Origin of the sequence: Candidatus Villigracilis vicinus (assembly GCF_016702885.1) — a bacterium.
GTDB lineage: Bacteria > Chloroflexota > Anaerolineae > Anaerolineales > Villigracilaceae > Villigracilis > Villigracilis vicinus.
The window spans coordinates 41,338-62,176 of record NZ_JADJDD010000011.1 but is presented as its reverse complement, the minus strand read 5'-3'; the positions used below and the strand labels follow the sequence as shown (position 1 = coordinate 62,176).

The window sequence follows — 20,839 nt, the reverse complement described above, 5'->3', positions numbered from 1 at the left end:
AAAAGGCTGGCGATATTGGTAAATAAACACACAGCCGGGGTCTTTGCAGCATTTAGTTCTGCGATCTTCCTTGGCATGGCACCGGTTTTCGGAAAACTTGCCATCACACAAGGGTTCTCCCCTTTTGCAGTGGTCGCCTTACGAACCGGGTTTGCAGCGGGCATCTTATTGATAGTGATGCTGCTCTTTTATCGTCAATATCTATACATTTTTCCGGTGGGTTTGATCGGCTGCATCCTAGCAGGCACCATCAATGGATTCGGATCCCTCTTTTATTACATGGCACTGCAAAGGCTGGATGCAAGCCTAGGGCAGTTACTCTACTCTTTATATCCGTTCTTTGTCGCCTTATGGCTGGTACTTGACCATCAACCACCAAGCCGCCTCACTATTTTCCGCATCACCCTTGCCACGATCGCAGTCTTATTGCTAACATATGTTCCAAATCGACCAATGGACACCGTTGGTGTAGTCATGATGATCATGGCAGCTATTCTATATGCCATGCATCTGCCTATCAACCAGCGTGTTCTATATGAGGTCCCTGCACCAACCGTAGCACTTTATACACTATTATCAATGAGCGCAGTTGTCATACCGGCATATTTCATCTTTGATAACAGTTGGCCCGCTGCCCAGGCACCCTGGCTGCCAGTTGCAGGTTTAACCTTCGTGACCATTTTCTCGCGGGTGGCTTTGTTCCTTGGCGTGAAAAAGATCGGCGGTATGCAGACCGCATTGCTTGGACTTGCAGAGTTGTTGATCGCCATTCTATTCAGCAGCCTTCTATTGGGTGAAAGCCTCTCTATTACTCAGTGGCTGGGCGCATTAGGGCTGGGGGTAAGCCTGATCCTCGTCATGTATGAAAAACCCACTCCTTTCACCTCATCCAGACGAACCGGCTGGCTATCATGGATCCGCCCTCCAGGGCTGCCCAAAGACACCTTTGGTCCGTATGAATAGTTTAAAAGCAAAACAAAAACATCCTCGTGAGCACAACGATTCACGAGGATGTTCGTTTATTAATAAAAAAGATTTATCGATGTTCAGCCAGCATTTCACGATCAAAAATGGAGGGGTTAGTGTACAACCCTGCGCGCAAATGCTGCACCGCCAAATCCAGGTCACGCAAGATGTGAGGGATATCGACGTAGTCTGTATCGCACAGCAACACACCAACATTCGCACGCAGCCCCAAACCGCGATCATTGCTTTCGAGAAAACGCTTCATGCTGTCACGCAGACGTCCGGCAATCTTAAGCGGCGCCTCAGGCGTGGGAATATCCTCGATCAGGGTAAGGAACATGCTCGTCTCTGACGACCATGCCATGGTATCCGTAGGACGAAGCGTAATACGGAATTGATCCGCAAGTTTTCGCAGAAAATTTCGCATCTCGGTCTCGTTCAAGTGATCGCGCAGTTCATTCATTTGAGATACATCTGCAAAGAGAACGCCAAAGCGCCGAAAGGAGCTTTGCTTGATGCGCTCCAATGAAAAAGTCATGCGGACGTTGAAGAACGGCAGGGTATACAACCCTGTCACAAAATCATGTGTGGGTTCATCCAATGCGCCCTGAGTGGCTTGCAGGCGTTGCACAAGGCTGCTCAGCTGGTTGATATCCACCGGCTTGAGCAGCAACAGATCCGGCTCTACCGGCAGGCTGTCTGCATAGGGAGCATAGGCGGTAATGACAACGACCGGCACACGCATGAGGCGTTCGTCATCCCGCATGCGCTTCAAGATTTCAATGCCAGACATGCGTGGCAGCTGCAAGTCTAAAAGCACAATGTTCGGACGCATGACTTCCAAACGATCCATGGCATCCTTGCCGTCCAAAACGATCTCCGTTTGGTAACCGGCAATATCAAGCACATGCCTGAACAAAGCCACAATATCACGGTCATCTTCAACGATCAATGCAATTGGTTTTTCCATAAATACACCCTTGTACAATACCAGAACGAATAAGATGAATCCATTATACGTCCTGGAGCACCCTGCCTGTATACGGAATCGCACTTTTTATCATACAATTACAATGAATAAAGCCATTATGAACCTTCTAAAAGCAATTCGAGTTGAAAAAACTTCCCCTGCCCCTGTAATCTGCCTAAGCGGCTCCGGCGGCAAGACCACTGCCCTATTCCAGCTTGCACGCCAGCTTCTTGCCTGGCATGAAATGGTCATTGTCACTGCCACGTCACATCTTGGCATTTGGCAAACATCATTGGCTGATCACCATATCATTGCAAGCGCCAGTGAGGTAGATATCTCTGTCAAAGGTGTTGTTCTAGTCACAGGAAAGGTTGAAGGCAATAGGACAAAGCCGGTCTCACAAGAAACGCTTTATTGGCTACACGCAAAATCAAAATCCGAGAAGACCCCCCTTTTGATCGAAGCGGATGGCTCCCGCCAAAAACCACTTAAAGCACCTGCGGCACACGAGCCGCCTATTCCTGAATTTACCGATATCGTTATCCATGTCACCGGGCTACGCAGCCTTGGATTCCCTTTGCATGAAGATCAAGTGTTTCGAGCAGAAATATTTTCACAACTTACAGGGCTTGAGTTTGGTGGGCCAGTAATGCCTCAATCCATTCAGGCATTTCTCAAACATCCACAAGGCGGCTTGAAAAATATTCCAAGTCAGGCAAAACGAGTCGCCTTGCTCAATCAAGCAGATACACCTGAATTATTATCCATCAGCGGCGGTATGGCGCTTGATTTGCTAAACGACTTCGATGCCGTCATTGTCGGATCTCTGCAACAAGATAATCTTCATCTGATAGAGCGAACTGCGGGGATCATCCTTGCAGCTGGAACGTCCAGCCGGTACGGACAACCAAAACAACTTCTGGATTGGAAAGGTAAATCTTTCATTCGCCATGTAGCAGAAACTGCGCTTCACGCAGGACTTGAACCTGTGGTGGTCGTTACCGGCTTTCACCACGCCGAGATCGAAGCTCACCTACAAGACCTGCCGGTGATATTGGCTCGCAATCTGGAGTACCAGCAAGGACAAAGCACATCCGTAAAAACAGGAATTACCGCCCTGCCCCCCAACACGGGTGCAGCCGTGTTTTTACTTGCAGATCAACCGCAAATCCCCGTCGAGGTCATCCGGGCATTGGTTGAATCACACACAAGTGAACGTCATTCGGTCATCGTGCCCCTCGTTCTAGAGGAACGCCGGGCAAACCCGGTTTTGTTTGACCGGGTCACCTTCTCTGACTTGCTGCAATTAACAGGCGATGTAGGTGGACGCGCAATATTCGATAAACATCGAGTTTCATTTCTACCCTGGCATGATGATATTCTTATCTTTGATGTGGACAAACCCGAAGATTACGAACGTCTAAAGAAGCTCGAATGAACACGATCTCCGCCATTATTCTCGCTGCCGGGAAGTCCACACGTATGGGTCAGCAAAAGATGCTGATGCCCTGGGGTGAGACGACTGTTCTCGGAACGGTAATTCAGACTTTACGCGCCGCGGAGATCGAGGATATTACCCTCGTTACAAATGCAGAGATCGCCGCAAGAATGAGCAATACGGATGTACGCATTTCAGAAAACAACAACGGCGAAATGCTGGTGTCACTGCAGGTAGGGTTACAGGCACAAAATACGACAGCGGAAGCCACTTTGATTTGTCTGGGTGATCAACCGCAGATCGAAGAAGGAAGCGTGCGAAGCGTCTGTGAAGCGTTTCGAAAAAGCAGGTCAATTCTGGTAGTACCAAGCTATCAAATGAGGCGCGGACATCCCTGGCTAGCGGCGCGTTCAGTATGGGGAGAGATCCTGACAACGCAGGGAAATTCGATGCGTGAGTTCTTGAGCGGACATGCAAACCAGATCGAGTATGTGAATTTAGACACAGCTACGATCCTGCAAGATCTCGACACCCCCGACGATTACTTGAAATATAAACCGCGCATGTGATAAACTCGCTCCACTTTCGGCAATGGGAGCAGGCATGAAACATTTTGTGATCGTCAATCCAACATCGGGGCGCGGACTGGGAGAAAAATCCATACCGCAGATCGAATCTTATCTGAAAGATAACAACTTTGATTTCACTTTGGTGCGCACGACTGGCGTGTGGCATGCAGCAGAACTTGCTGAAGGCGCTGCACGCGCTGGGTACGATGTGATCGTTTGCGCCAGCGGTGACGGTACCGTGAACGAAGCTATCAATGGGATTATGCGCGCAAAAAAAGCGGGGCACAACAGTGTTGCATTCACTGTGCTGGGAATTGGCACCGGCAACGATTTTGCGGGCGGCACGGGCATCCCCACAACACTAGACGAAGGCTTGAAGGCTTTGAAAGCAAACAAGCGTAAAAAGATCGATCTGGGTGTCGTCAAAGGCGGAGATTATCCCGACGGCAGATATTTTGGGAATGGTATTGGTGTAGGTTTCGATGCTGCAGTTGGCAACGAAGCCATCAAAGTCCGCTGGACGCGCGGCTTGCTGGCATACCTTATCGGTGTGATCAAAACCGTTTTCCTTTACTACAACCCCGCCCAGGTTGAGATCGTGCTGGACGATAAAGAGGTCATCAAACAAACTTCGCTGATGATCTCGGTTATGAATGGCAGACGCATGGGCGGCGGGTTTCAAATGGCACCCGACTCAAAAGCCGATGACGGCTTGTTTGATCTCTGCATTGCAGAGACTGCGACCAAAGGTCGTATTTTACAAATGATCCCACACTTCATCAAAGGGACCCAGGCAACATTACCAGAGATCCAGATGAAACGTGCAAAAAAAGTTGCGATCACATCATTGGACATGACATTCCCCGCGCATGCCGACGGCGAGTTCATCTGCCTTGAAGGTAAACACCTGACACTTGAATTATTGCCGCAAGAACTTGAGATCATTCATGCCTGAGTTTGTATGAAAAATTTTTCTCTCTGGCTTATTACCCTCCTATTACGAATTTACTTTCGGCTGACCCTGCGTCTTGATGCACCAGGCGGCATGACAAGCCTGCCAATGAGCGGTCCTTTGATCATTATCACCAATCATACCGGGCAAGTGGAAGTGCCTGTTTTTGCCACCATGCTGCAACCGCGCAAGATCACCGGGTGGGCGAAGGCAGAGGCATTTGAAAATTCCTTCCTGCGTTGGGTCTTTGGCGCCTGGGATATCATCCCCGTCCATCGCGGCGAAGCGGATATGAGCGCGCTCAAATCCGCATTGCGCATGCTTGAGGAGGGTCGTATTTTTGGCGTTGCCCCAGAGGGTACCCGCAACAAGACCGGTATCCTTCGTCGCGGGTTGCCGGGGGCGGCAATTCTCGCATTGAAATCCGGCGCGCCGATCGTTCCCGTGGTCCATTGGGGTGGTGAGGTTTACATGAAAAATCTCAAGGCTTTCAAGCGCACTGATTTTCACATTCGCATTGGAAAGCCCTTTCACGTGAAGGCTGAAGGCAAAGTTACAAGCGAGATGCGTCAGGAAATGGTGGATGAAATGATGTATCAGATCGCAGCCATGATGCCTGAACAATATCGCGGCGAATACAGCGATATGAGTAAAGCCACACAAAAATATTTAGTGCTTACAGAATTATAAAAATAATGCTCGCCTGATGGCGAGCATTATTTTTATAATTTCATTTGATACGCGTTCGTTTCTCGTTTTACAAAGCCCATTTTCAGGTATAACTTGTTCGCCGCCACCCGTGCGGGATTTGAAGTAAGTGAAATATTTCGCGCACCTTTTTGTCTGGCAAGGTCAATTGCATACAGCATTAAGGCTTCACCAGCTCCTTTTCCACGGGCAGAAATATCCACAACAACATCTTCAATGATGGAGCGGATGCCGGTCGGTACGCGATAAACGATCAGACTCAGGGCGCCGATGATGTGTCCATTGTCGCTACGTGCAAGCAACAGCGTAGTCCCCGGTTCCTGAATAAGAGCTATCAGGTCTTCGCGAGTGGGCGGCGGATTGTTATTGGTCAGTTGCGGGACGAGGCGTTGAAAAGCTTCGTAGAGTTCATCGTCCGTTATGTGAACGACTTCAATTTGCATGAGCCGATTTTTTAGGGATGAGACTGAGTATCAAATAATAGCCAACATAAAGGAAGGATGCCCATACTACCCACTGAGGATGGTTGGGGTATTGCAGCAAACCCCAAATACCCACTGCTCCGTACAAATAGGTTAACCCTAGTGTCAATGTGCGCAGATAGCTATTGCGGCTGGGATAAATATATTTAACCGGGATGAAGACCATGATGTTGAAGAGCATCAGAAAACCAAAGTTGACCCAGGGCGGCAAATTCATCAACAGCATGTAAAGCGCGGCAACATTCCAATAGGACGGGAAGCCCTTGAAGTGATGGTCATCGGTCTTGGCGTCGGTTTGGGTGAATTGATACGCGGACGTGAGCAGAATGAGGCAAGCCGTAAGCCACTTGACCGGCTCAGGCAGCAGGTCTGTGTGGATCATGAAGATGGCGGGCACGACCACATAGTTGAGATAGTCGAGGATGTTATCGAGCAAAGCGCCGTCGATGCCGTTGGCATATTTTTTCACGTCTGCCCAGCGCGCGAGCATGCCGTCGAAACCGTCCACCAGCATGGCGACGATCATCCAGACGATCATCATCTTGTAATCGTTCTCGAAGATGGCAAAGATGCCGAGCAAGCCCCAGATGGCGCCGGTGGCGGTGAAGAGATGCACCCCCCAGGCAAGGATGGAGCGGATGAGGTTGGGTTTGGTTTGTGCAGAGGAGGTCATGAGAAGTCCTTGGGTGATTTGTAATTGAGTAAACACAGGAAAGGGTTTATGGTTATGGAATTATACGGGTAGAACCTGAGAAGTGGGAAGTGCAAAAAGATATGCCTAGTTTTTCAGTGTAAAATACGCTGATAAGTTGAAAGTGAAGGCAAACTCGTGTTGGATCTAGCAATGAGTGCCATCAAATTGATCAACACCCTACCATAACCATGAAACTATTTATCTCCCTTCTCTTTTTCTTGATCCTTGCCGGGGTGTTCCTTTGGCAAAGCTATCGGCTGCTTAAACGCAGTCTACCGGGCTGCGTGACGCGCAAGCCAGCCGTTCGTGGCCCTCAGTGCCGGGAACGGTCACTATCGTTTCCTCCCGAGCAGAGTGGGTAAATGTCAGGAGAAAAAATCTATCGTACTTTCGTCCATGGGTGCAAAGTACGTATGCGGTTAATGGGCAAGCTCTGGTCTGTGAGCGTTTTGCCTTCAACGACCATTTGATCTCCACCGGCACGAAGAAAGATGCCGAAGATCGTATCAAATCCTACCAGGTCGGGCAGACGGTGCAGGTGTACTACGACCCCAATGACCCGCAAAAGTCTGTACTGGAACCGGGGAACATCTCCCCTTCCATGTCCTCGCTCGTTGGTGCGGTTATTTTCTTCGGGCTTGCTTTGTTACAATTCGTACTGGCTTTTCTGGCAATAAAATAAGTTTAAGTTGATGTCTTAACAAAAAGACCTCGGAGGTTTTAAAAAACTCCGAGGTCTTCCTATGCACGATCAACTATCCCCTATTCACTGCGCTTACCCGCTCTTCACCAAGCCCACCTTCACCGTCTCGCCTTCAAAGGCATCTTCCACCACAGATGCATTCGCAGGCGGAGTCGCGAAGGACAGCTTCACCGTCAAGGTCTCAGACTTGATGTAATCGGCGTGAGTCTCCACGGCGGTCTTCAACCCTGCGCTGGCTTCCACGAACAGTTCGATGCGGTCGGCAACGTCCAGGTCCGCGGTCTTGCGTAGGTCTTGCACGCGGCGCACGAATTCACGCGCCATGCCTTCGGCAACGAGTTCCGGCGTGAGCGTGGTGACGAGCGCCGCCACATACGCGCCATCTTCAGCCACGGCAAAGCCTTCCTTCGCCAAGGCTTTGACTTCCACTTCTTCAGAGATGATCTGGAAGGTCTCGCCTCCAGCTTGGACTTCGAGCGGGTTGCCAGTCAATAGGGCTTTTGCTACTTCCTCGGCATTCATCGCCAGGATCGCCTTCTGAATGACAGGGAACTTGTTGCCGTATTTTTGTCCGAGTTGCTTGGGCAGCGGCTTGACCGAGTGAGAGACAGCCTCTGTGGCAGCATCCAACAAGCGGACTTGTTTGACGTTCAACTCATCTTGGATCACTTCCACGTTCTTCATCAGCGCGGCGCGTTCGGTGTTATTTCCCACCGAGAAGGCGGCTTCTGCCAACGGCTGACGCACTTTGCGATTCGCCTTCTGGCGCGCGGAATGCCCGAGCGAGACGAGCTTCATCACCAAATTCATTTCGGTGTTCAACGACTCGTCGATGAATTCTTCCATTACCTGGGGCCACTCAGCAAGGTGAACCGACTCAGGCGCGGTCTCATCCACCGAGCGGACGAGGTTCTGATACAACTCTTCCGCCATGTAAGGCATGGCAGGCGCGATCAACTTGGCAACTGTGGTCAACGCGGTGTAGAGTGTTGAGTATGCAGCCTGCTTATCAGAACTCGAGTCGTTCTTCCAGAAGCGACGGCGCGAGCGACGCACATACCATGTAGAAAGCGTCTCAACGAATTTTTCGACCGGGCGTGTGGCGTTGGTGACGTCATATTCTTCGTACGCTTTGGTCACGTCACGCACGAGTACGTTCAACTCAGAGAGCAACCAGCGATCCAAGTCATTGGTTGGCGCGGTGACGGTCAGCGCTTGCGGCTTGTCGAGGTTGGCATAGGTCACAAAGAACGAGTAGACATTCCACAGCGTTAGCGTAAAGTTGCGGATTACCTCCCCGACCAGATCGGAGGAGAAGCGGCGTTCCTGTCCGGGCGGCGTGGCGGTGTAGAGATACCAGCGCAGCGCATCCGCACCGTGGACGTTGAGCACATCCCACGGCTGGACGATGTTACCCAACGACTTGGACATTTTGCGTCCTTCGGCATCTTGAATGTGACCGAGGCAGATGACGTTCTTGAACGAGACTTCGTCATTGAGCAAGGTCGAGATGGCATGCAGAGAATAGAACCAGCCGCGCGTTTGATCGACCGCTTCACAGATGTAATCGGCGGGATATTGCGCTTCGAACTTATCCTTATTCTCAAACGGATAATGCCACTGCGCATACGGCATGGAACCTGAGTCGAACCACACGTCGATCAAGTCTTTAACGCGCGACATCTGTCCGCCGCAATCTGAGCAAGTCCAATGGACACTGTCCACGTATGGGCGGTGCAGGTCGAGTTCAGTTAAATCCTTGCCAGCTTTTTCAGAAAGTTCAGCCACCGAGCCAACACACTCGCGGTGTTTGCAATCTTGATTCTCACATTCCCAAACCGGCAGCGGCGTACCCCAATAGCGTTCACGTGAGAGCGACCAGTCGATATTATTTTCGAGCCAGTTGCCGAAGCGTCCGTTCTGGATGTGATCGGGAACCCAGTGAATGGTCTTGTTCAGGCTGACGAGATTTTCTTTCTTCGCGCTGGTGCGGATGTACCACGAGTCACGCGCGTAATACAGCAGTGGCGTATGACAGCGCCAGCAGAAGGGATACGTATGCACGAGCGTCTCAGCCCGGAACATCAGTCCGCGTGCTTCGAGTTCTTTGATGATCTGTGGGTCGGCATCTTTGACGAAGATTCCGCGCCATGGGGTGATTTCCGGGATGAAGGTACCATCCGGTTGAACCGTAAGCAAGACGGGCAGGTCATACTTCTTCGCCATCTCCATGTCTTCGGCGCCGAAAGCAGGAGCTTGATGCACAAGACCGGTGCCATCTTCGGTAGTAACGAAATCACCGAGGATGACGAAATGGGCGGGTTTGTCCAACGGCACAAATGTGAAGAGCGGGTTGTATTTCATGCCCTTCAGCTTCTTGCCTTTGAAGGTATCCAACACTTTCACTTCTTCGCCGCGGAAGACTTTTTCGAGCAGGTTCTTGGCAAGGATCAATTTCTCCGTCCCACCTGCATGTTCGCGCTCGACGGTCACATAATCCACTTCGGGGTGGGCGGCGACGGCGACGTTGGCAGGCAGAGTCCACGGAGTGGTCGTCCATACCAGGAAAGAGGTATCAGGTTTATCAGCCAGCGGAAAACGCACAAATACCGAAGGGTCAGTAGCATCTTCGTAGCCGAGCGCTACTTCATGGTCTGAGAGAGGCGTGCCGCAGCGCGGGCAATACGGCACGATCTTATAACCCTTGAAGAGCAGGTCCTTCTCCCAGAAGTTTTTCAAGATCCACCAGACCGACTCGATGTAATCATTCTCGTAGGTCACATAGGCAGTATCCAAGTCCACCCAGAAAGCGATGCGGTCGGTCAGTTTCTCCCATTCCTGGATGTAGTTGAAGACGGACTTGCGACACAGTTCATTGAACTTATCGATGCCATATTCTTCGATCTGCTGCTTGTTGGTGAAGCCGAGCTGCTTCTCCACTTCGATCTCGACCGGCAGACCGTGTGTGTCCCAGCCGCCGCGGCGCGAGACGTGATATCCGCGCATGATCTTGTAGCGCGGGAACATGTCCTTGAAGGCGCGCGCCAAGACGTGATGCACGCCGGGGCGTCCATTCGCGGTGGGCGGACCTTCGTAAAAGACATACTCGGGTTTGCCCTGTCTTTGCTCGATGGTCTTCTTGAAGACTTCCTGCTTCTTCCACATCTTGAGGACGTTGTCCTCCATGGCAGGGACGTCAAGTTTTGGGTTGACTGTTTTGAACATTCGTTTCTCCTCTTCGTCATTGCGAGGGCGATGTTTTTCGCCCGACAGCAATCTCATGACTATGTCTGAGATTGCTTCGTCGGGAAGAGCACCCTCCTCGCAATGACGGTAAATATTAAATAAAAAAGCTCTCATCTCTTAACAGAGACGAGAGCAAGGCTCACGCGGTACCACTCTGATTTCCATCCGAAGATGAACACTCATTGGATGACAACCATCATCCTGTTCCGATAACGAAGAACAACTCCGGATTCCCTACTCTCAGAGATTTCCCTGATTTCAGTTCACAGCTCCGGGAGGATTTTCAACCGTCTGCTCGTATCCGCCTCACACCACTTCACGGACTCGCTGTTCGTCTCGAACGGTTTACTCGTTCCCATCCACGCTTTTGATATTGAGATTATACACAAGCCGCGATAAAAGGGCAAGTAAAGATTTTTTTCATTGAAGGCAACAGGAGACCTACCCGGCTCCATACAGTGTAAAGACTGTTATCTCTGGTCTGCAATTAAAGCGCACAAAAGGACTGGTCATACCAACACCGCGATTGGTGTAAAGCAACATATTGCCCAAATTATACAGACCAGCAGGATATTTCCTTCCCCACTCAGGCAGCACAACCGGGCTGCCAAACGGAAGAACAACCTGCCCGCCATGTGAATGCCCGGAAATTTGAAAATGGAACCTGCCCGTTTCGGCTGTTACATCCGCATAATCAGGTTCATGGGCCAGCAAAATGGTCGGCACGCCTTCAGGCAATTTCGCCAGAACAAGGTTCAGATCCTGTGCATTCACATAAATATCATCAACCCCTGCCAGGTAAAGTTTCTCACCATCTTTTTCAAGGGCATGGACATCATTTCTCAATTCAAGGATTCCTGCCATGGAAAGCATCGTCCGGACGCGTTCAACATCCGTCCAGTGGTCATGGTTACCCATCACAGCCACCACTTTATGGGCTTGAGCAAGCGGGGTCATAACCTCTAAAAATTCCCAAGCAGCGCCATCGAGATCCGGGTTCCAGTGAGTACCGATCAGAAAATCACCTGTTGCAGCCACCAGGTCTGGCTTTTCCGCGAGGATAATATCCACCACGTTGGCAAGTCGTTCCTTGTCCATCCAACCACCAATATGAATATCGCTGATCTGAAGAATTCGGTACCCGCTAAATGCTTCGGGGAGTCCACGGATAGTAATATTAATACGAGTCACGTCCACCCAGGACGGCTCGAATCGGGTAAGGTAGTAATTTCCCGCCAAACTGGCAAGGGCGGTTCCCACTACGTATTTCAAAACGTTTAAAAAGTCTCTGCGTGATAAAGCCATGATTTCAGTTTAGTTTCCTTCCAGGATTTATATAAGAACAGGATCTAGATCCCGCCTCTTTCTTTCATCACAACCTGCATCTCCCCTTCAAGCTTGTCTGCGGCTGATTCCAGGTCTGCTAATTCGCTCAGCATACGCTCGCCGAGAGATTTATCTTCAAGTGAGTTAAGGTTAATGCGTACGTTGTAGCCGGCGGCCGTCAATGCAGCACGCGCCATGGCAAAGCCAGAAGCAGAATCGCTAATGGCGCTTTGTAAACCAGATTTGGCACATTTAAGTGCAAGCTCCATCACTTTAACGGCATGTTGGCTGACGTGTAAAGGAATATGCGCGGCATTCAAGGTTGCCTGTGTAATCGCCGCCTCACGAGCAGACTTTTGCTCGTCTGTCTCTTTGGGCATTTTAAATTTCGCCATCAAAACTTCAAAGGATGAAGCGTCATCATCCACAGCCTGAGTGAGCTCTTTACGAAGGTTTTCTGCAACAACCCGAATCGCCTGCATTTCGGCTTCCACCTCGGCGTATTTCTTTTTACCCATGGTCACACCTGCCACCATCGCAACAAGAGCCGCCCCCATGGCACCTGCATACGCACCCGCGGACCCGCCGCCGGGAGTCGGTGTCGGCGCGGCTAATTCTTCGATGAAAGAAGCTGGCTTGGGTGAGTCTGAGGCGGCAGCGGTGGGAGTAGAGAAAAGCCTGGATTCTAGAATCTGTTCGGGAGAGAAAGCATCCAACTGGGTGTACCAGACCGCTGCATCCACCAAGGCTTCTTGTGGAATTAAGCCGACAAGCTCACTGTGATGAATGCCGACGCCATAACGCTCGGCTTCGCGGCGAATGAATTCGACCACGCGCGCGATGGGTGTTTCGCGGAAGTTGGTGAGGTTCATCGAGACTTGTGCGCGACCATCCACGAGCAGACCAAGACCCTTGACGTAACGCAGCCCGCCCGAAGATTGACGCACAGCTTTGGCGATCTTCTTGGCAATGCTGACATCGTCGCTGGTGAGATAGACATTGAAAGCAATGAGAGGATTGCGCGCGCCGATGACAGTTGCACCCGCCTTGGGAAGTTTACTGGGACCAAAATCTGGCTTGCGTTCGGGGTTGGTTTCGACGTCGGCTTTGAGACCTTCGTATTGTCCCTTGCGGATATTTTCCAAGTTGGTGCGCTCGGGCTTGGTGGCAGCGGATTCATACAGATAAACAGGGATACTGAGCTCTTTGCCGACACGCTCACCGAGGCGTTGTGCGATTGCGATACATTCTTCCATGCTCGCGCCGCTAAGCGGAACGAAGGGAACGACATCGGTGGCGCCGATGCGTGGATGTTCGCCAGTGTGCTGATCGAGGTCGATGAGTGATGCGGCAGTCTGAATGGCACGGAAGGCGGCTTCTTCCACACCTGCGGCTGACCCGGCAAAGGTTAGAACGGTGCGGTTGTGGTCAAGGTCGGAAGAGCGGTCGAGGAGTTTGACCTCCCCCACCGCCTGGATGGCGGCGACGATCTGGTCGATCACTTCGGGGCGGCGCGCATCAGAAAAATTAGGAATACATTCGATAAGTTGAGTAGCCATGTAGTTTGATGATCTCACATTTTCATTAGTCTGGTATGCCGTCCATTATAAAAGACTATGTCACCCTGAGGGAGCGTGATTTTCGCGACCGCAGGGTCTCTGGCACAATCTTGCCGAGATGCTTCGGGGCAACAAAACGCCCCTCAGCATGACATTACGAAATAAAAAACAGTCCCCGCAAAAATTGCAGGGACTGTTTTTGTACTAAGAAATCCGTTAGGGTTGCAGAGACAGAGAAATGATCTCGCCGTCTTGCAAAAGGATGGTACAGAATGAATATGTTGTGCCATCGCTGGCAGTGGCTTTGAATTCTGCCATGCCGCTGCTAAACGACTCAACACCTGAAATTTGATACGTAAGCCCGGACGAAGTAAGGTATGCCTTCAAGTTATCGCGCCCAAACTGGGTGGTTGTCCCAAAGTTGAACATGACATTTTCGCCGACCATATCCATGGCTGTGTCCATGTCACCTGCATTGACGGCATCAAAAAACTGGGTCACGATGGAATTAGTATCCTCTTCAGATACGGTCCCGCCAGTGTCTTCGGCAGGCTCGGCATCTACGCTCGAATCCTTGCTGGCAGTCCACGAAACTTCCTTTTCGAAGACGCCGCAAATCCCGTCTGCCGGAGATTTAATGAGAAGGGTTCCACTGGCTTCGCTCTCGGATGTAAACGTTCCTGCAAAGGTGAGGTCATCGCCAAATTTATCAATAGAAGAGGAGAAGCTCTCACCATCCACCACAATAGGGTCCATGCCGCCAGTATTTTCACCGATGCTAATCGCTCCATGATAATCACAGCCATTGGATTCGCCTGTGTAATTCAAGGCAACAGAGACGACCTGGTTATTTTCAACCGTGAATAGAATTTCTTTATTATCTACTGTGTTTGTGCCAACCCAGCTGCCATCATAGATACCACCATTTTGCACGGGTTCTTCTTCTGTAGCGGATGAGTCAGAGGGCAGGAGCGAACTGCTCTCTTCTTCAGTCGCTGCGGTCTCCGGCGGGACGCTGGCAGAATCTGAAGGAGACAACGCCTGACAGGCAAGTGATGTCCAGACCAATACAGTGACTGCCAAGAGGATGTTTCTTTTGTTGTTCATGAAATTCTCCATTAAAAATAAGGTTGTAGAATACGGATAAAGCAACCAACATTTTATCTAAGCATATCAACCTGAAAATCACCTAAAGGTAATGGGGTTCCCGAATTGGTATTTATACTTTAAGATTCACAGATCGATCTCACAACAAAAACCTTAGGAGTTCTCATGCAAAAGTCCCGGCTCGAAGCCTTTAGTGATGGGGTCTTCGCCATTGTCATTACCTTACTGATTCTCGATATTCGCTTTCCCGAAGTAGAGTACGGTCAATTTTGGCAAACGCTTGGTTCCATCCTGCCGCGCATCCTCGCATATATATTGAGCTTTATCATCATTGGGTTGTATTGGGTCATACATCACAACTCCATGCATGCCATCAAAACCACAGACCGCGGCTTTCTTTGGCTGAACATCCTGCTGTTGTTATGCGTAAGTTTTATCCCCTTCCCTACTTCTCTCGTTGGGCGCTATCCCTTTGAAGCAGGTCCGATCATTGTGTATGGGGCGACGCTCATCACCTGCAACCTGGTTGGGTATCTTGCCGTGGTATACGTCCACTATCATCCCCATTTGGCAACCGCTGAGTTCAGTGATAAGTATTTGCGCCGCCACACGCCAAACTACATCTTCGTCAACGGCTCATATCTCGGCGCGATCTTATTGGCGAATATCTATCCGCTGGCAAGTTATCTAATCTACATAGCAGTCGTCCTGCTTCTGATCATCTTCCTCCCCAAAGTGGATGACGGCATTAATTATCAAGCCCATTAAACGTAAAGGAAAATATCCATGCACAAATCTCGTCTCGAAGCGTTCAGCGACGGCGTCATCGCCATCATCATCACCATCATGGTCTTGGAATTACGCGCCCCCGAAGAAGGTGCGCTCAGCGCGCTGTTGCCACTCCTGCCCAAATTCCTGAGCTACATTCTCAGTTTTGTACTCGTCGGCATCTACTGGAACAACCATCATCATCTCTTGCAGGTGACAAAAAGCGTCAACGGCTCGATCCTTTGGGCGAACATGCATCTGCTCTTTTGGCTGTCTCTAGTGCCTTTTGCGACCATTTGGATGGGCGAACACTTCGAAGCCATTCCCGTCGCGATCTATGGCGGCGTGCAATGGGCAGCCGGGCTGGCGTATTTCATCCTGACGCGCGCCCTCATCACCCATCACGGCGTGGATTCTGTCCTTGCCAAAGCCGTTGGGCGGGATCATAAAGGGCTGCGCTCGCTCTTTCTTTATACTGCCGCAATCGCCCTGGCTTTTTTCTCCCCGTGGCTTTCGGCTGGTTTATACGTCGTCGTTGCCGTCATGTGGCTGATCCCAGACCCGCGCATTGAAGAAAAGGTAGCCGAAAAGGGGCATATCAATTAAGAATGAACAGGGTATGATTTGAAAAATGTCGTAACTTAACCTGCCAACTTGGACAGAAACCCTATGTGAAGTTTGGTGTAGTGATTCATAATCAAAAATCTTTTGCGGCACATTTTAGAAAACGAGGAAAAAATGCAAAATAACACCCCCACACCTACCTTTAATTGCCCCACATGTGAAGCAAAGATCGAGCCCGTTGCAGGCATGGTCGCCATGAAATGTCCCTATTGCGGGAATACGATCGTCATTCCTGAATCAGTAAGGACAATTCTTCAGTACCCCAACAATGCTACTTACAACGCACCTGTCAGTTCCTATACACCCAGCGTTAACCCGAGCCAGCCGCCTGAATACATCCCAAGCCTGACGGATGTGACCAACCTTGCCAAACAAGGCAAGTTGGAAGAGGCAGCCAAGGCATATAGCAAGATCACAGGACTTAACGCTAAAGACTCCATGTTCAGCGTCCAATCCATGGCAGGGATTCAGCCGCAAGCGCCCGCACCCACAGCACAAGCAACCCCTGAAGTGCCGCGCGCACGTTTTGAACCGCAATACACACCGCCGCCTGTAATCAACCAGGGCGGCTACGCCCCCATCCCACAAAGGCCTGTCCGCAGAGGGCGCTCATGCGTTTCAGTTGTTTTTCAGATCATCTCTGTTATTGTATTCATTGTCGCATTTATCCTGCCAAAATTGGGAAATCTCCTTCCGGAAAATTTACCGTTTGAGATACCAACCGATATCTCCTTCTTTTCAACCTTTACAGAGGACCCTGAACCCGCTTTTGTAAAACAGATCACATCATTTGGCTACAAAGGGACAGGACCTGGCATGTTCGAGAATGCCCGCGTCATTGGAGTGGACGGGAGCGGTAACGTTGTCGTCGCCGACTTTGGTACCGGGCGCATTCAAATTTTCGATGCTAATGGAACGTACATCTCAGAATTCCTACCGGATGATTTTGAGCGCACCCAATATTCAAGCAGCATTGCTGTAAGTCGTGACGGAAATATCTACATTCCAAACGGAACACTGATCCACGTCTACAATGAAAATGGAGAATTACTGAACGATATCAGTGATTCTGAACGTGATTTTGAGTATGTCGTTCTAGGCGCTGACGATGTCCTTTACGCAGTGACCGACAAAGACTTTGAACCCACCATCGTGCGCTTCGACCGCAACGGCGTGATCGATCTGGAAATTGTCAATCCTTTATCCAATATCAGCGAAGACGTCAGCACAAACGGGATCATTGGCGTGGATAATTTTGGCAATATTTATTACTGCGATGCTTTCAATCCTGTCATACTAAAATTTTCACCAAGCGGAGAATTCATCGGTCAATTCGGAGGCGACTCTCCAGCCGGGGAAGGATACACACCGGGAAAATTCGTTAATCCCCTGCAGATCGAAACCGACAATCAAAACCGTATCTATGTTGTAGATTTCTTCAACATCCAGGTATTCGATACAAATATGAACTACCTCGCTCGAATTGAGGGTGGGTATTATGGTGTTGCATTCAATGCACAAAATAACATGTACGGCACCTCAACTCTGGATAATAATGTTGTAAAGTTCGAAATCCAACCGCCCAGCCAGTAACTCTAGCAGCGCCTCTGGCGTTCCACAACCCAAGGAGGTGGAACAAAAAACGTCACCTTACCACGCTCGCTCATGATACAATTTCTTTAAATGCACATTGTGTGCATGCCATTACAGCCGCCCAGCCTCTAATTTCGCGGGCGGAGCATTGGTGCAGTGATGTGGTCAAAGACTCCATCGCGCACATCAGGAGATTACAATGGAATACAAGCTCTACGTTGGCAACCTTGCCTACTCCGTCACCGACGCCGAATTGCAAACTCTGTTTGCCCAGGCGGGCGCGGTCAAGTCTGTGGCAGTCATCATGGACAAAATGACTGGTCGCTCCAAAGGCTTCGCTTTTGTGGAAATGGCGAACGAGCAGGACATGCAGAACGCGATCAGCATGTTCAACGGCAAGGATTTCCAGAGCCGCGCGCTCACAGTAAATGTTGCCCGTCCCCGCGAAGAACGCGGCGGATTTGGCGGCGGTGGCGGCTTCAACAATCGCGGCGGTGGTAATGACCGCAGACGCAGCAAGCCCAAAAGCGGCGGTAACGACAGACAACGCTGGTAAATCAAACAAATCCCCTGTACATTGCAGGGGATTTTCTATTTCGATGCAAGGTAAGAGATTCTCCTTTCCACCCTATCTGTAAACACGCAAACCCCTTAAACTTAATATGGAAAAGAAAATGACCCAAACTCAAAATAACCAAACCCGACCTTTTGAACTTGGCTTTTATAACTTCGTAGATGGTGGAACCAACTCACTCACTGGTACAAAGAAAGACCCCGCCGAAGTGATGAAAAACATGCTCGAAGTCATCGAACTCGCCGACCAGGTTGGGCTGGATGTCTTCGGCATCGGTGAACATCACCGCGTAGAGTATCTCGCTTCCGCGCCGGAAGTAATCCTTGGCGCTGCCGCTGCGCGCACAAAGAACATTCGCCTCTCCACCGCCGTCACCGTGCTTAGCTCCGATGATCCCGTACGCGTCTTCCAACGCTTCGCCACCGTCGACTTGATCTCCAATGGTCGCGCTGAGATCATGGCAGGGCGGGGCTCGTTCATCGAGTCTTTCCCCCTCTTTGGATACAATCTCAATGACTACGACGGACTCTTTGATGAAAAGCTCCGCTTGCTATCACAATTGAACGAGTCCACCAACATTACCTGGTCTGGCAAATATCGCGCGCCGCTGAACAACCTTGGTGTCTATCCGCGCCCGGTGCAGGAAAAAATTCCGATATGGGTAGCCGTTGGGGGTACGCCTGAGTCGGTTGTCCGCGCCGCATCCATGGGATTACCCATGGCGCTTGCCATCATCGGCGGCATGCCCGAACGATTTACCCCCTATCTCGACCTCTACCGCGAAGCCTCCAAAGAATACGGTTTTGAATCAAGTAAGATCCCGCTCAGCATCAACTCTCATGGCTTCATCGCCGATAGCGCAAAGGAAGCCATTGATGAATATTACCCGCTACAAACCATCATGATGAATAAGATCGGGCGCGAACGCGGCTGGGCGCCTGCCACACAGGAACAACTTGAAAAGCAACGCCTCCTACGCGGCTCTGATTTTGTCGGCACCCCCGAAGAGATCATCGAAAAAATCCTCTTCCAATACGACCTCTTCAAACACCAACGTTTCCTGATGTACATGGGCAACAATGCCATTGAACACAAAAAAATGATGCACGCCATCGAGCTCTTCGGAACGAAAGTCGCCCCTGTGGTTCGTAAAGAGATCGCAGCCCGCCAGACCGGATAAAATCCCGCGCATCTTTCTCAGCCTTCCAGCGTCTCGACAGCCCGGCATTACACCTACGCATGGTACAACAGCAATGCTGTTCAATAAACCCTCGCTTCGCTGAAAGCCGTGCCGATTAATTGCAATATTATTAGACTTCCGATGCATTGACGTCTCGTTGCCTGACAGGTATAATCGTCCCTCGGCATTATTTCAAACAGCAGGAGCATATCATGACTACACCCGACAGCGTGCCCGCCGTGGCACTCGAACCCAAAACGAAACTGAACGGCAAAATTTTGAAGACCACACTCGCGGGGGCGCTGGTGGATATCGGACAAAGCGTTCCGGGCGTCCTCCACATTTCACAGATCAGCGAGACAGCGGTCAATAAAGTGGAAGATGTTCTCAAGGAAGGACAGGAAGTCACCGTCTGGGTCAAGCGCGTCCGCAAAGACCGCGTTGAACTCACCATGATCGAACCACTCGCCTATGACTGGAAAGAACTCAAGGCAGATATGGTCGTCAAAGGCAAGGTGACCCGCCTCGAAACCTACGGCGCTTTCGTAGACTTCGGCGCAGAACGACCCGGCTTGATCCATGTCAGTGAGCTTGCTCACGGCTATGTCAAGACCGCAGCTGATGTGGTAAAAGCAGGCGATGAAGTGGAAGCGAAAGTTCTGGATGTGGATCGCCGCAAGCGCCAGATCCGCTTGAGCATCAAAGCCCTTCAGGAACTTACCATCGAAGAAGAAGCAGCCGAGCCCAGAGAATTCAAAGGCAAAGGCAAGCGCAAGGGCAAGAAGCAGGACGAAGAATTCGAGATGGAAAAGGAAGTTTCCAACGAGCCTGAATACACTGCAATGCAGATCGCATGGCAGCAGGCGTTGGACAAAGCCAACGGCAAGAAGAACGTTCGCGCCAAATCCATCAAGTCCACTTCACAGGAACAGGAAAAACTGTTCAACAGCACCCTCGAAAAACGCCTCCCAACCGGCGGCTAATAGCATAAAAAAAAGCGCTGGCAATTTGAACTGACCCCGGAAAAGCGGACACGAAAAGAAAGCCCTCCTGTGAGAAGATAAGCACAGGAGGTGCTTTTTTGTCAGGACGAAAAGGAATGTTGCACTACAAGGTGGAGATAAAGCAAGAAGCGGTGCGTCTAGTGTTGGAAGAGCATTTGACGTATGCGGTAGGTGGTGTTGGCTGGGAAATACGGAGGCAGAACGGATCAAAATCTGGGTGCAGATGTATCGGCGAGAAGGAGAACTCTCATTTCATAAGCCGATTGGACGACCGCTGAAGGCAGGCGAAGAGCGGGAAGTGGCACGGTTACGCATGGAGAAAGCACTGCTAAAAAATCCATACCGAATTGCGGGAAGTGCGGCCTCTCGCCAGCGC

At 50.6% G+C, this 20,839-nt stretch carries 19 protein-coding genes; 12 read left to right on the top strand and 7 right to left on the bottom strand.

Annotated features, from left to right (window positions below; genetic code table 11):
* Positions 1-15: 15 nt before the first annotated feature.
* On the top strand, positions 16-963 hold the full coding sequence (locus IPG80_RS11250; RefSeq protein WP_345106588.1) for a DMT family transporter: 948 nt from the start codon (positions 16-18) through the stop codon (positions 961-963).
* Positions 964-1,036: 73 nt separating this feature from the next.
* Here IPG80_RS11250 and IPG80_RS11245 read toward each other — a convergent pair whose 3' ends face one another.
* Complete coding sequence (locus IPG80_RS11245; RefSeq protein WP_345106585.1) at positions 1,037-1,936, bottom strand: response regulator; 900 nt, start codon at positions 1,934-1,936, stop codon at positions 1,037-1,039.
* Positions 1,937-2,054: 118 nt separating this feature from the next.
* Here IPG80_RS11245 and yqeC point away from each other — a divergent pair, with 118 nt between their 5' ends.
* From yqeC to IPG80_RS11225, 4 genes are read left to right on the top strand one after another with little or no spacing between them, the layout of a single operon-like run.
* Complete coding sequence (gene yqeC, locus IPG80_RS11240) at positions 2,055-3,374, top strand: selenium cofactor biosynthesis protein YqeC (protein ID WP_345106583.1); 1,320 nt, start codon at positions 2,055-2,057, stop codon at positions 3,372-3,374.
* Positions 3,371-3,943 (top strand): nucleotidyltransferase family protein, encoded by a 573-nt coding sequence (locus IPG80_RS11235; RefSeq protein WP_345106580.1) that lies wholly within the window; start codon positions 3,371-3,373, stop codon positions 3,941-3,943. The genes yqeC and IPG80_RS11235 overlap by 4 nt, the downstream gene beginning before the upstream one ends.
* A 34-nt stretch (positions 3,944-3,977) precedes the next feature.
* Complete coding sequence (locus tag IPG80_RS11230) at positions 3,978-4,898, top strand: diacylglycerol kinase family protein (protein WP_345106577.1); 921 nt, start codon at positions 3,978-3,980, stop codon at positions 4,896-4,898.
* Positions 4,899-4,904: 6 nt separating this feature from the next.
* Complete coding sequence (locus tag IPG80_RS11225; RefSeq protein WP_345106575.1) at positions 4,905-5,585, top strand: lysophospholipid acyltransferase family protein; 681 nt, start codon at positions 4,905-4,907, stop codon at positions 5,583-5,585.
* Positions 5,586-5,617: 32 nt separating this feature from the next.
* Here IPG80_RS11225 and IPG80_RS11220 read toward each other — a convergent pair whose 3' ends face one another.
* Together IPG80_RS11220 and IPG80_RS11215 are read right to left on the bottom strand one after the other, a co-directional pair.
* Positions 5,618-6,046 (bottom strand): GNAT family N-acetyltransferase, encoded by a 429-nt coding sequence (locus IPG80_RS11220; RefSeq protein ID WP_345106572.1) that lies wholly within the window; start codon positions 6,044-6,046, stop codon positions 5,618-5,620.
* A complete protein-coding gene (locus IPG80_RS11215) occupies positions 6,036-6,758 on the bottom strand; it encodes a CDP-alcohol phosphatidyltransferase family protein (protein WP_345106569.1) in 723 nt (240 codons plus the stop codon). Before IPG80_RS11215 ends, IPG80_RS11220 begins: the two co-directional genes overlap by 11 nt.
* 301 nt (positions 6,759-7,059) lie before the next feature.
* Here IPG80_RS11215 and IPG80_RS11210 point away from each other — a divergent pair, with 301 nt between their 5' ends.
* Complete coding sequence (locus IPG80_RS11210; RefSeq protein WP_345106736.1) at positions 7,060-7,461, top strand: DUF3592 domain-containing protein; 402 nt, start codon at positions 7,060-7,062, stop codon at positions 7,459-7,461.
* Between the two features lie 93 nt (positions 7,462-7,554).
* On the opposite strand, the gene ileS is transcribed toward IPG80_RS11210, so the two are convergent.
* The 4 genes from ileS to IPG80_RS11190 form a co-directional block, all read right to left on the bottom strand.
* Entirely contained in the window at positions 7,555-10,707 is a 3,153-nt protein-coding gene (ileS, locus tag IPG80_RS11205; protein WP_345106566.1) for an isoleucine--tRNA ligase, read from the bottom strand.
* A gap of 462 nt (positions 10,708-11,169) precedes the next feature.
* On the bottom strand, positions 11,170-12,033 hold the full coding sequence (locus tag IPG80_RS11200; protein WP_345106563.1) for a metallophosphoesterase: 864 nt from the start codon (positions 12,031-12,033) through the stop codon (positions 11,170-11,172).
* Between the two features lie 44 nt (positions 12,034-12,077).
* Positions 12,078-13,613, bottom strand: coding sequence for a glutamate formimidoyltransferase (gene ftcD / locus IPG80_RS11195; protein WP_345106561.1), 1,536 nt, complete (start codon positions 13,611-13,613; stop codon positions 12,078-12,080).
* Positions 13,614-13,829: 216 nt separating this feature from the next.
* On the bottom strand, positions 13,830-14,720 hold the full coding sequence (locus IPG80_RS11190) for a nuclear transport factor 2 family protein (RefSeq protein ID WP_345106559.1): 891 nt from the start codon (positions 14,718-14,720) through the stop codon (positions 13,830-13,832).
* Between the two features lie 165 nt (positions 14,721-14,885).
* On the opposite strand from IPG80_RS11190, the gene IPG80_RS11185 reads away from it, so the two are divergent.
* From IPG80_RS11185 to IPG80_RS11160, 6 genes are all read left to right on the top strand, one after another.
* A complete protein-coding gene (locus IPG80_RS11185) occupies positions 14,886-15,488 on the top strand; it encodes a TMEM175 family protein (protein ID WP_345106556.1) in 603 nt (200 codons plus the stop codon).
* An 18-nt stretch (positions 15,489-15,506) separates the two neighbouring features.
* Complete coding sequence (locus IPG80_RS11180) at positions 15,507-16,094, top strand: TMEM175 family protein (RefSeq protein WP_345106553.1); 588 nt, start codon at positions 15,507-15,509, stop codon at positions 16,092-16,094.
* Between the two features lie 132 nt (positions 16,095-16,226).
* Positions 16,227-17,705 carry an NHL repeat-containing protein gene (locus IPG80_RS11175; RefSeq protein WP_345106550.1) on the top strand — a complete coding sequence of 493 codons (1,479 nt, stop codon included), beginning with the start codon at positions 16,227-16,229 and terminating at the stop codon, positions 17,703-17,705.
* A 199-nt stretch (positions 17,706-17,904) separates the two neighbouring features.
* Positions 17,905-18,261: an RNA-binding protein gene (locus IPG80_RS11170; protein WP_345106547.1), complete on the top strand. Its 357-nt coding sequence runs from the start codon at positions 17,905-17,907 to the stop codon at positions 18,259-18,261.
* Positions 18,262-18,379: 118 nt separating this feature from the next.
* Complete coding sequence (locus tag IPG80_RS11165; protein ID WP_345106544.1) at positions 18,380-19,459, top strand: LLM class flavin-dependent oxidoreductase; 1,080 nt, start codon at positions 18,380-18,382, stop codon at positions 19,457-19,459.
* A gap of 212 nt (positions 19,460-19,671) precedes the next feature.
* Positions 19,672-20,442 (top strand): S1 RNA-binding domain-containing protein, encoded by a 771-nt coding sequence (locus tag IPG80_RS11160; RefSeq protein ID WP_345106542.1) that lies wholly within the window; start codon positions 19,672-19,674, stop codon positions 20,440-20,442.
* Positions 20,443-20,839: the final 397 nt, after the last annotated feature.

Bases quoted from the DNA above. Each gene is read 5' to 3' on its own strand.
- IPG80_RS11245 (WP_345106585.1), bottom strand. From the start codon at position 1,936: ATGGAAAAACCAATTGCATTGATCGTTGAAGATGACCGTGATATTGTG.
- yqeC (WP_345106583.1), top strand. From the start codon at position 2,055: ATGAACCTTCTAAAAGCAATTCGAGTTGAAAAAACTTCCCCTGCCCCT.
- IPG80_RS11235 (WP_345106580.1), top strand. From the start codon at position 3,371: ATGAACACGATCTCCGCCATTATTCTCGCTGCCGGGAAGTCCACACGT.
- IPG80_RS11230 (WP_345106577.1), top strand. From the start codon at position 3,978: ATGAAACATTTTGTGATCGTCAATCCAACATCGGGGCGCGGACTGGGA.
- IPG80_RS11225 (WP_345106575.1), top strand. From the start codon at position 4,905: ATGAAAAATTTTTCTCTCTGGCTTATTACCCTCCTATTACGAATTTAC.
- IPG80_RS11220 (WP_345106572.1), bottom strand. From the start codon at position 6,046: ATGCAAATTGAAGTCGTTCACATAACGGACGATGAACTCTACGAAGCT.
- IPG80_RS11215 (WP_345106569.1), bottom strand. From the start codon at position 6,758: ATGACCTCCTCTGCACAAACCAAACCCAACCTCATCCGCTCCATCCTT.
- ileS (WP_345106566.1), bottom strand. From the start codon at position 10,707: ATGTTCAAAACAGTCAACCCAAAACTTGACGTCCCTGCCATGGAGGAC.
- IPG80_RS11200 (WP_345106563.1), bottom strand. From the start codon at position 12,033: ATGGCTTTATCACGCAGAGACTTTTTAAACGTTTTGAAATACGTAGTG.
- ftcD (WP_345106561.1), bottom strand. From the start codon at position 13,613: ATGGCTACTCAACTTATCGAATGTATTCCTAATTTTTCTGATGCGCGC.
- IPG80_RS11190 (WP_345106559.1), bottom strand. From the start codon at position 14,720: ATGAACAACAAAAGAAACATCCTCTTGGCAGTCACTGTATTGGTCTGG.
- IPG80_RS11185 (WP_345106556.1), top strand. From the start codon at position 14,886: ATGCAAAAGTCCCGGCTCGAAGCCTTTAGTGATGGGGTCTTCGCCATT.
- IPG80_RS11180 (WP_345106553.1), top strand. From the start codon at position 15,507: ATGCACAAATCTCGTCTCGAAGCGTTCAGCGACGGCGTCATCGCCATC.
- IPG80_RS11175 (WP_345106550.1), top strand. From the start codon at position 16,227: ATGCAAAATAACACCCCCACACCTACCTTTAATTGCCCCACATGTGAA.
- IPG80_RS11170 (WP_345106547.1), top strand. From the start codon at position 17,905: ATGGAATACAAGCTCTACGTTGGCAACCTTGCCTACTCCGTCACCGAC.
- IPG80_RS11165 (WP_345106544.1), top strand. From the start codon at position 18,380: ATGACCCAAACTCAAAATAACCAAACCCGACCTTTTGAACTTGGCTTT.
- IPG80_RS11160 (WP_345106542.1), top strand. From the start codon at position 19,672: ATGACTACACCCGACAGCGTGCCCGCCGTGGCACTCGAACCCAAAACG.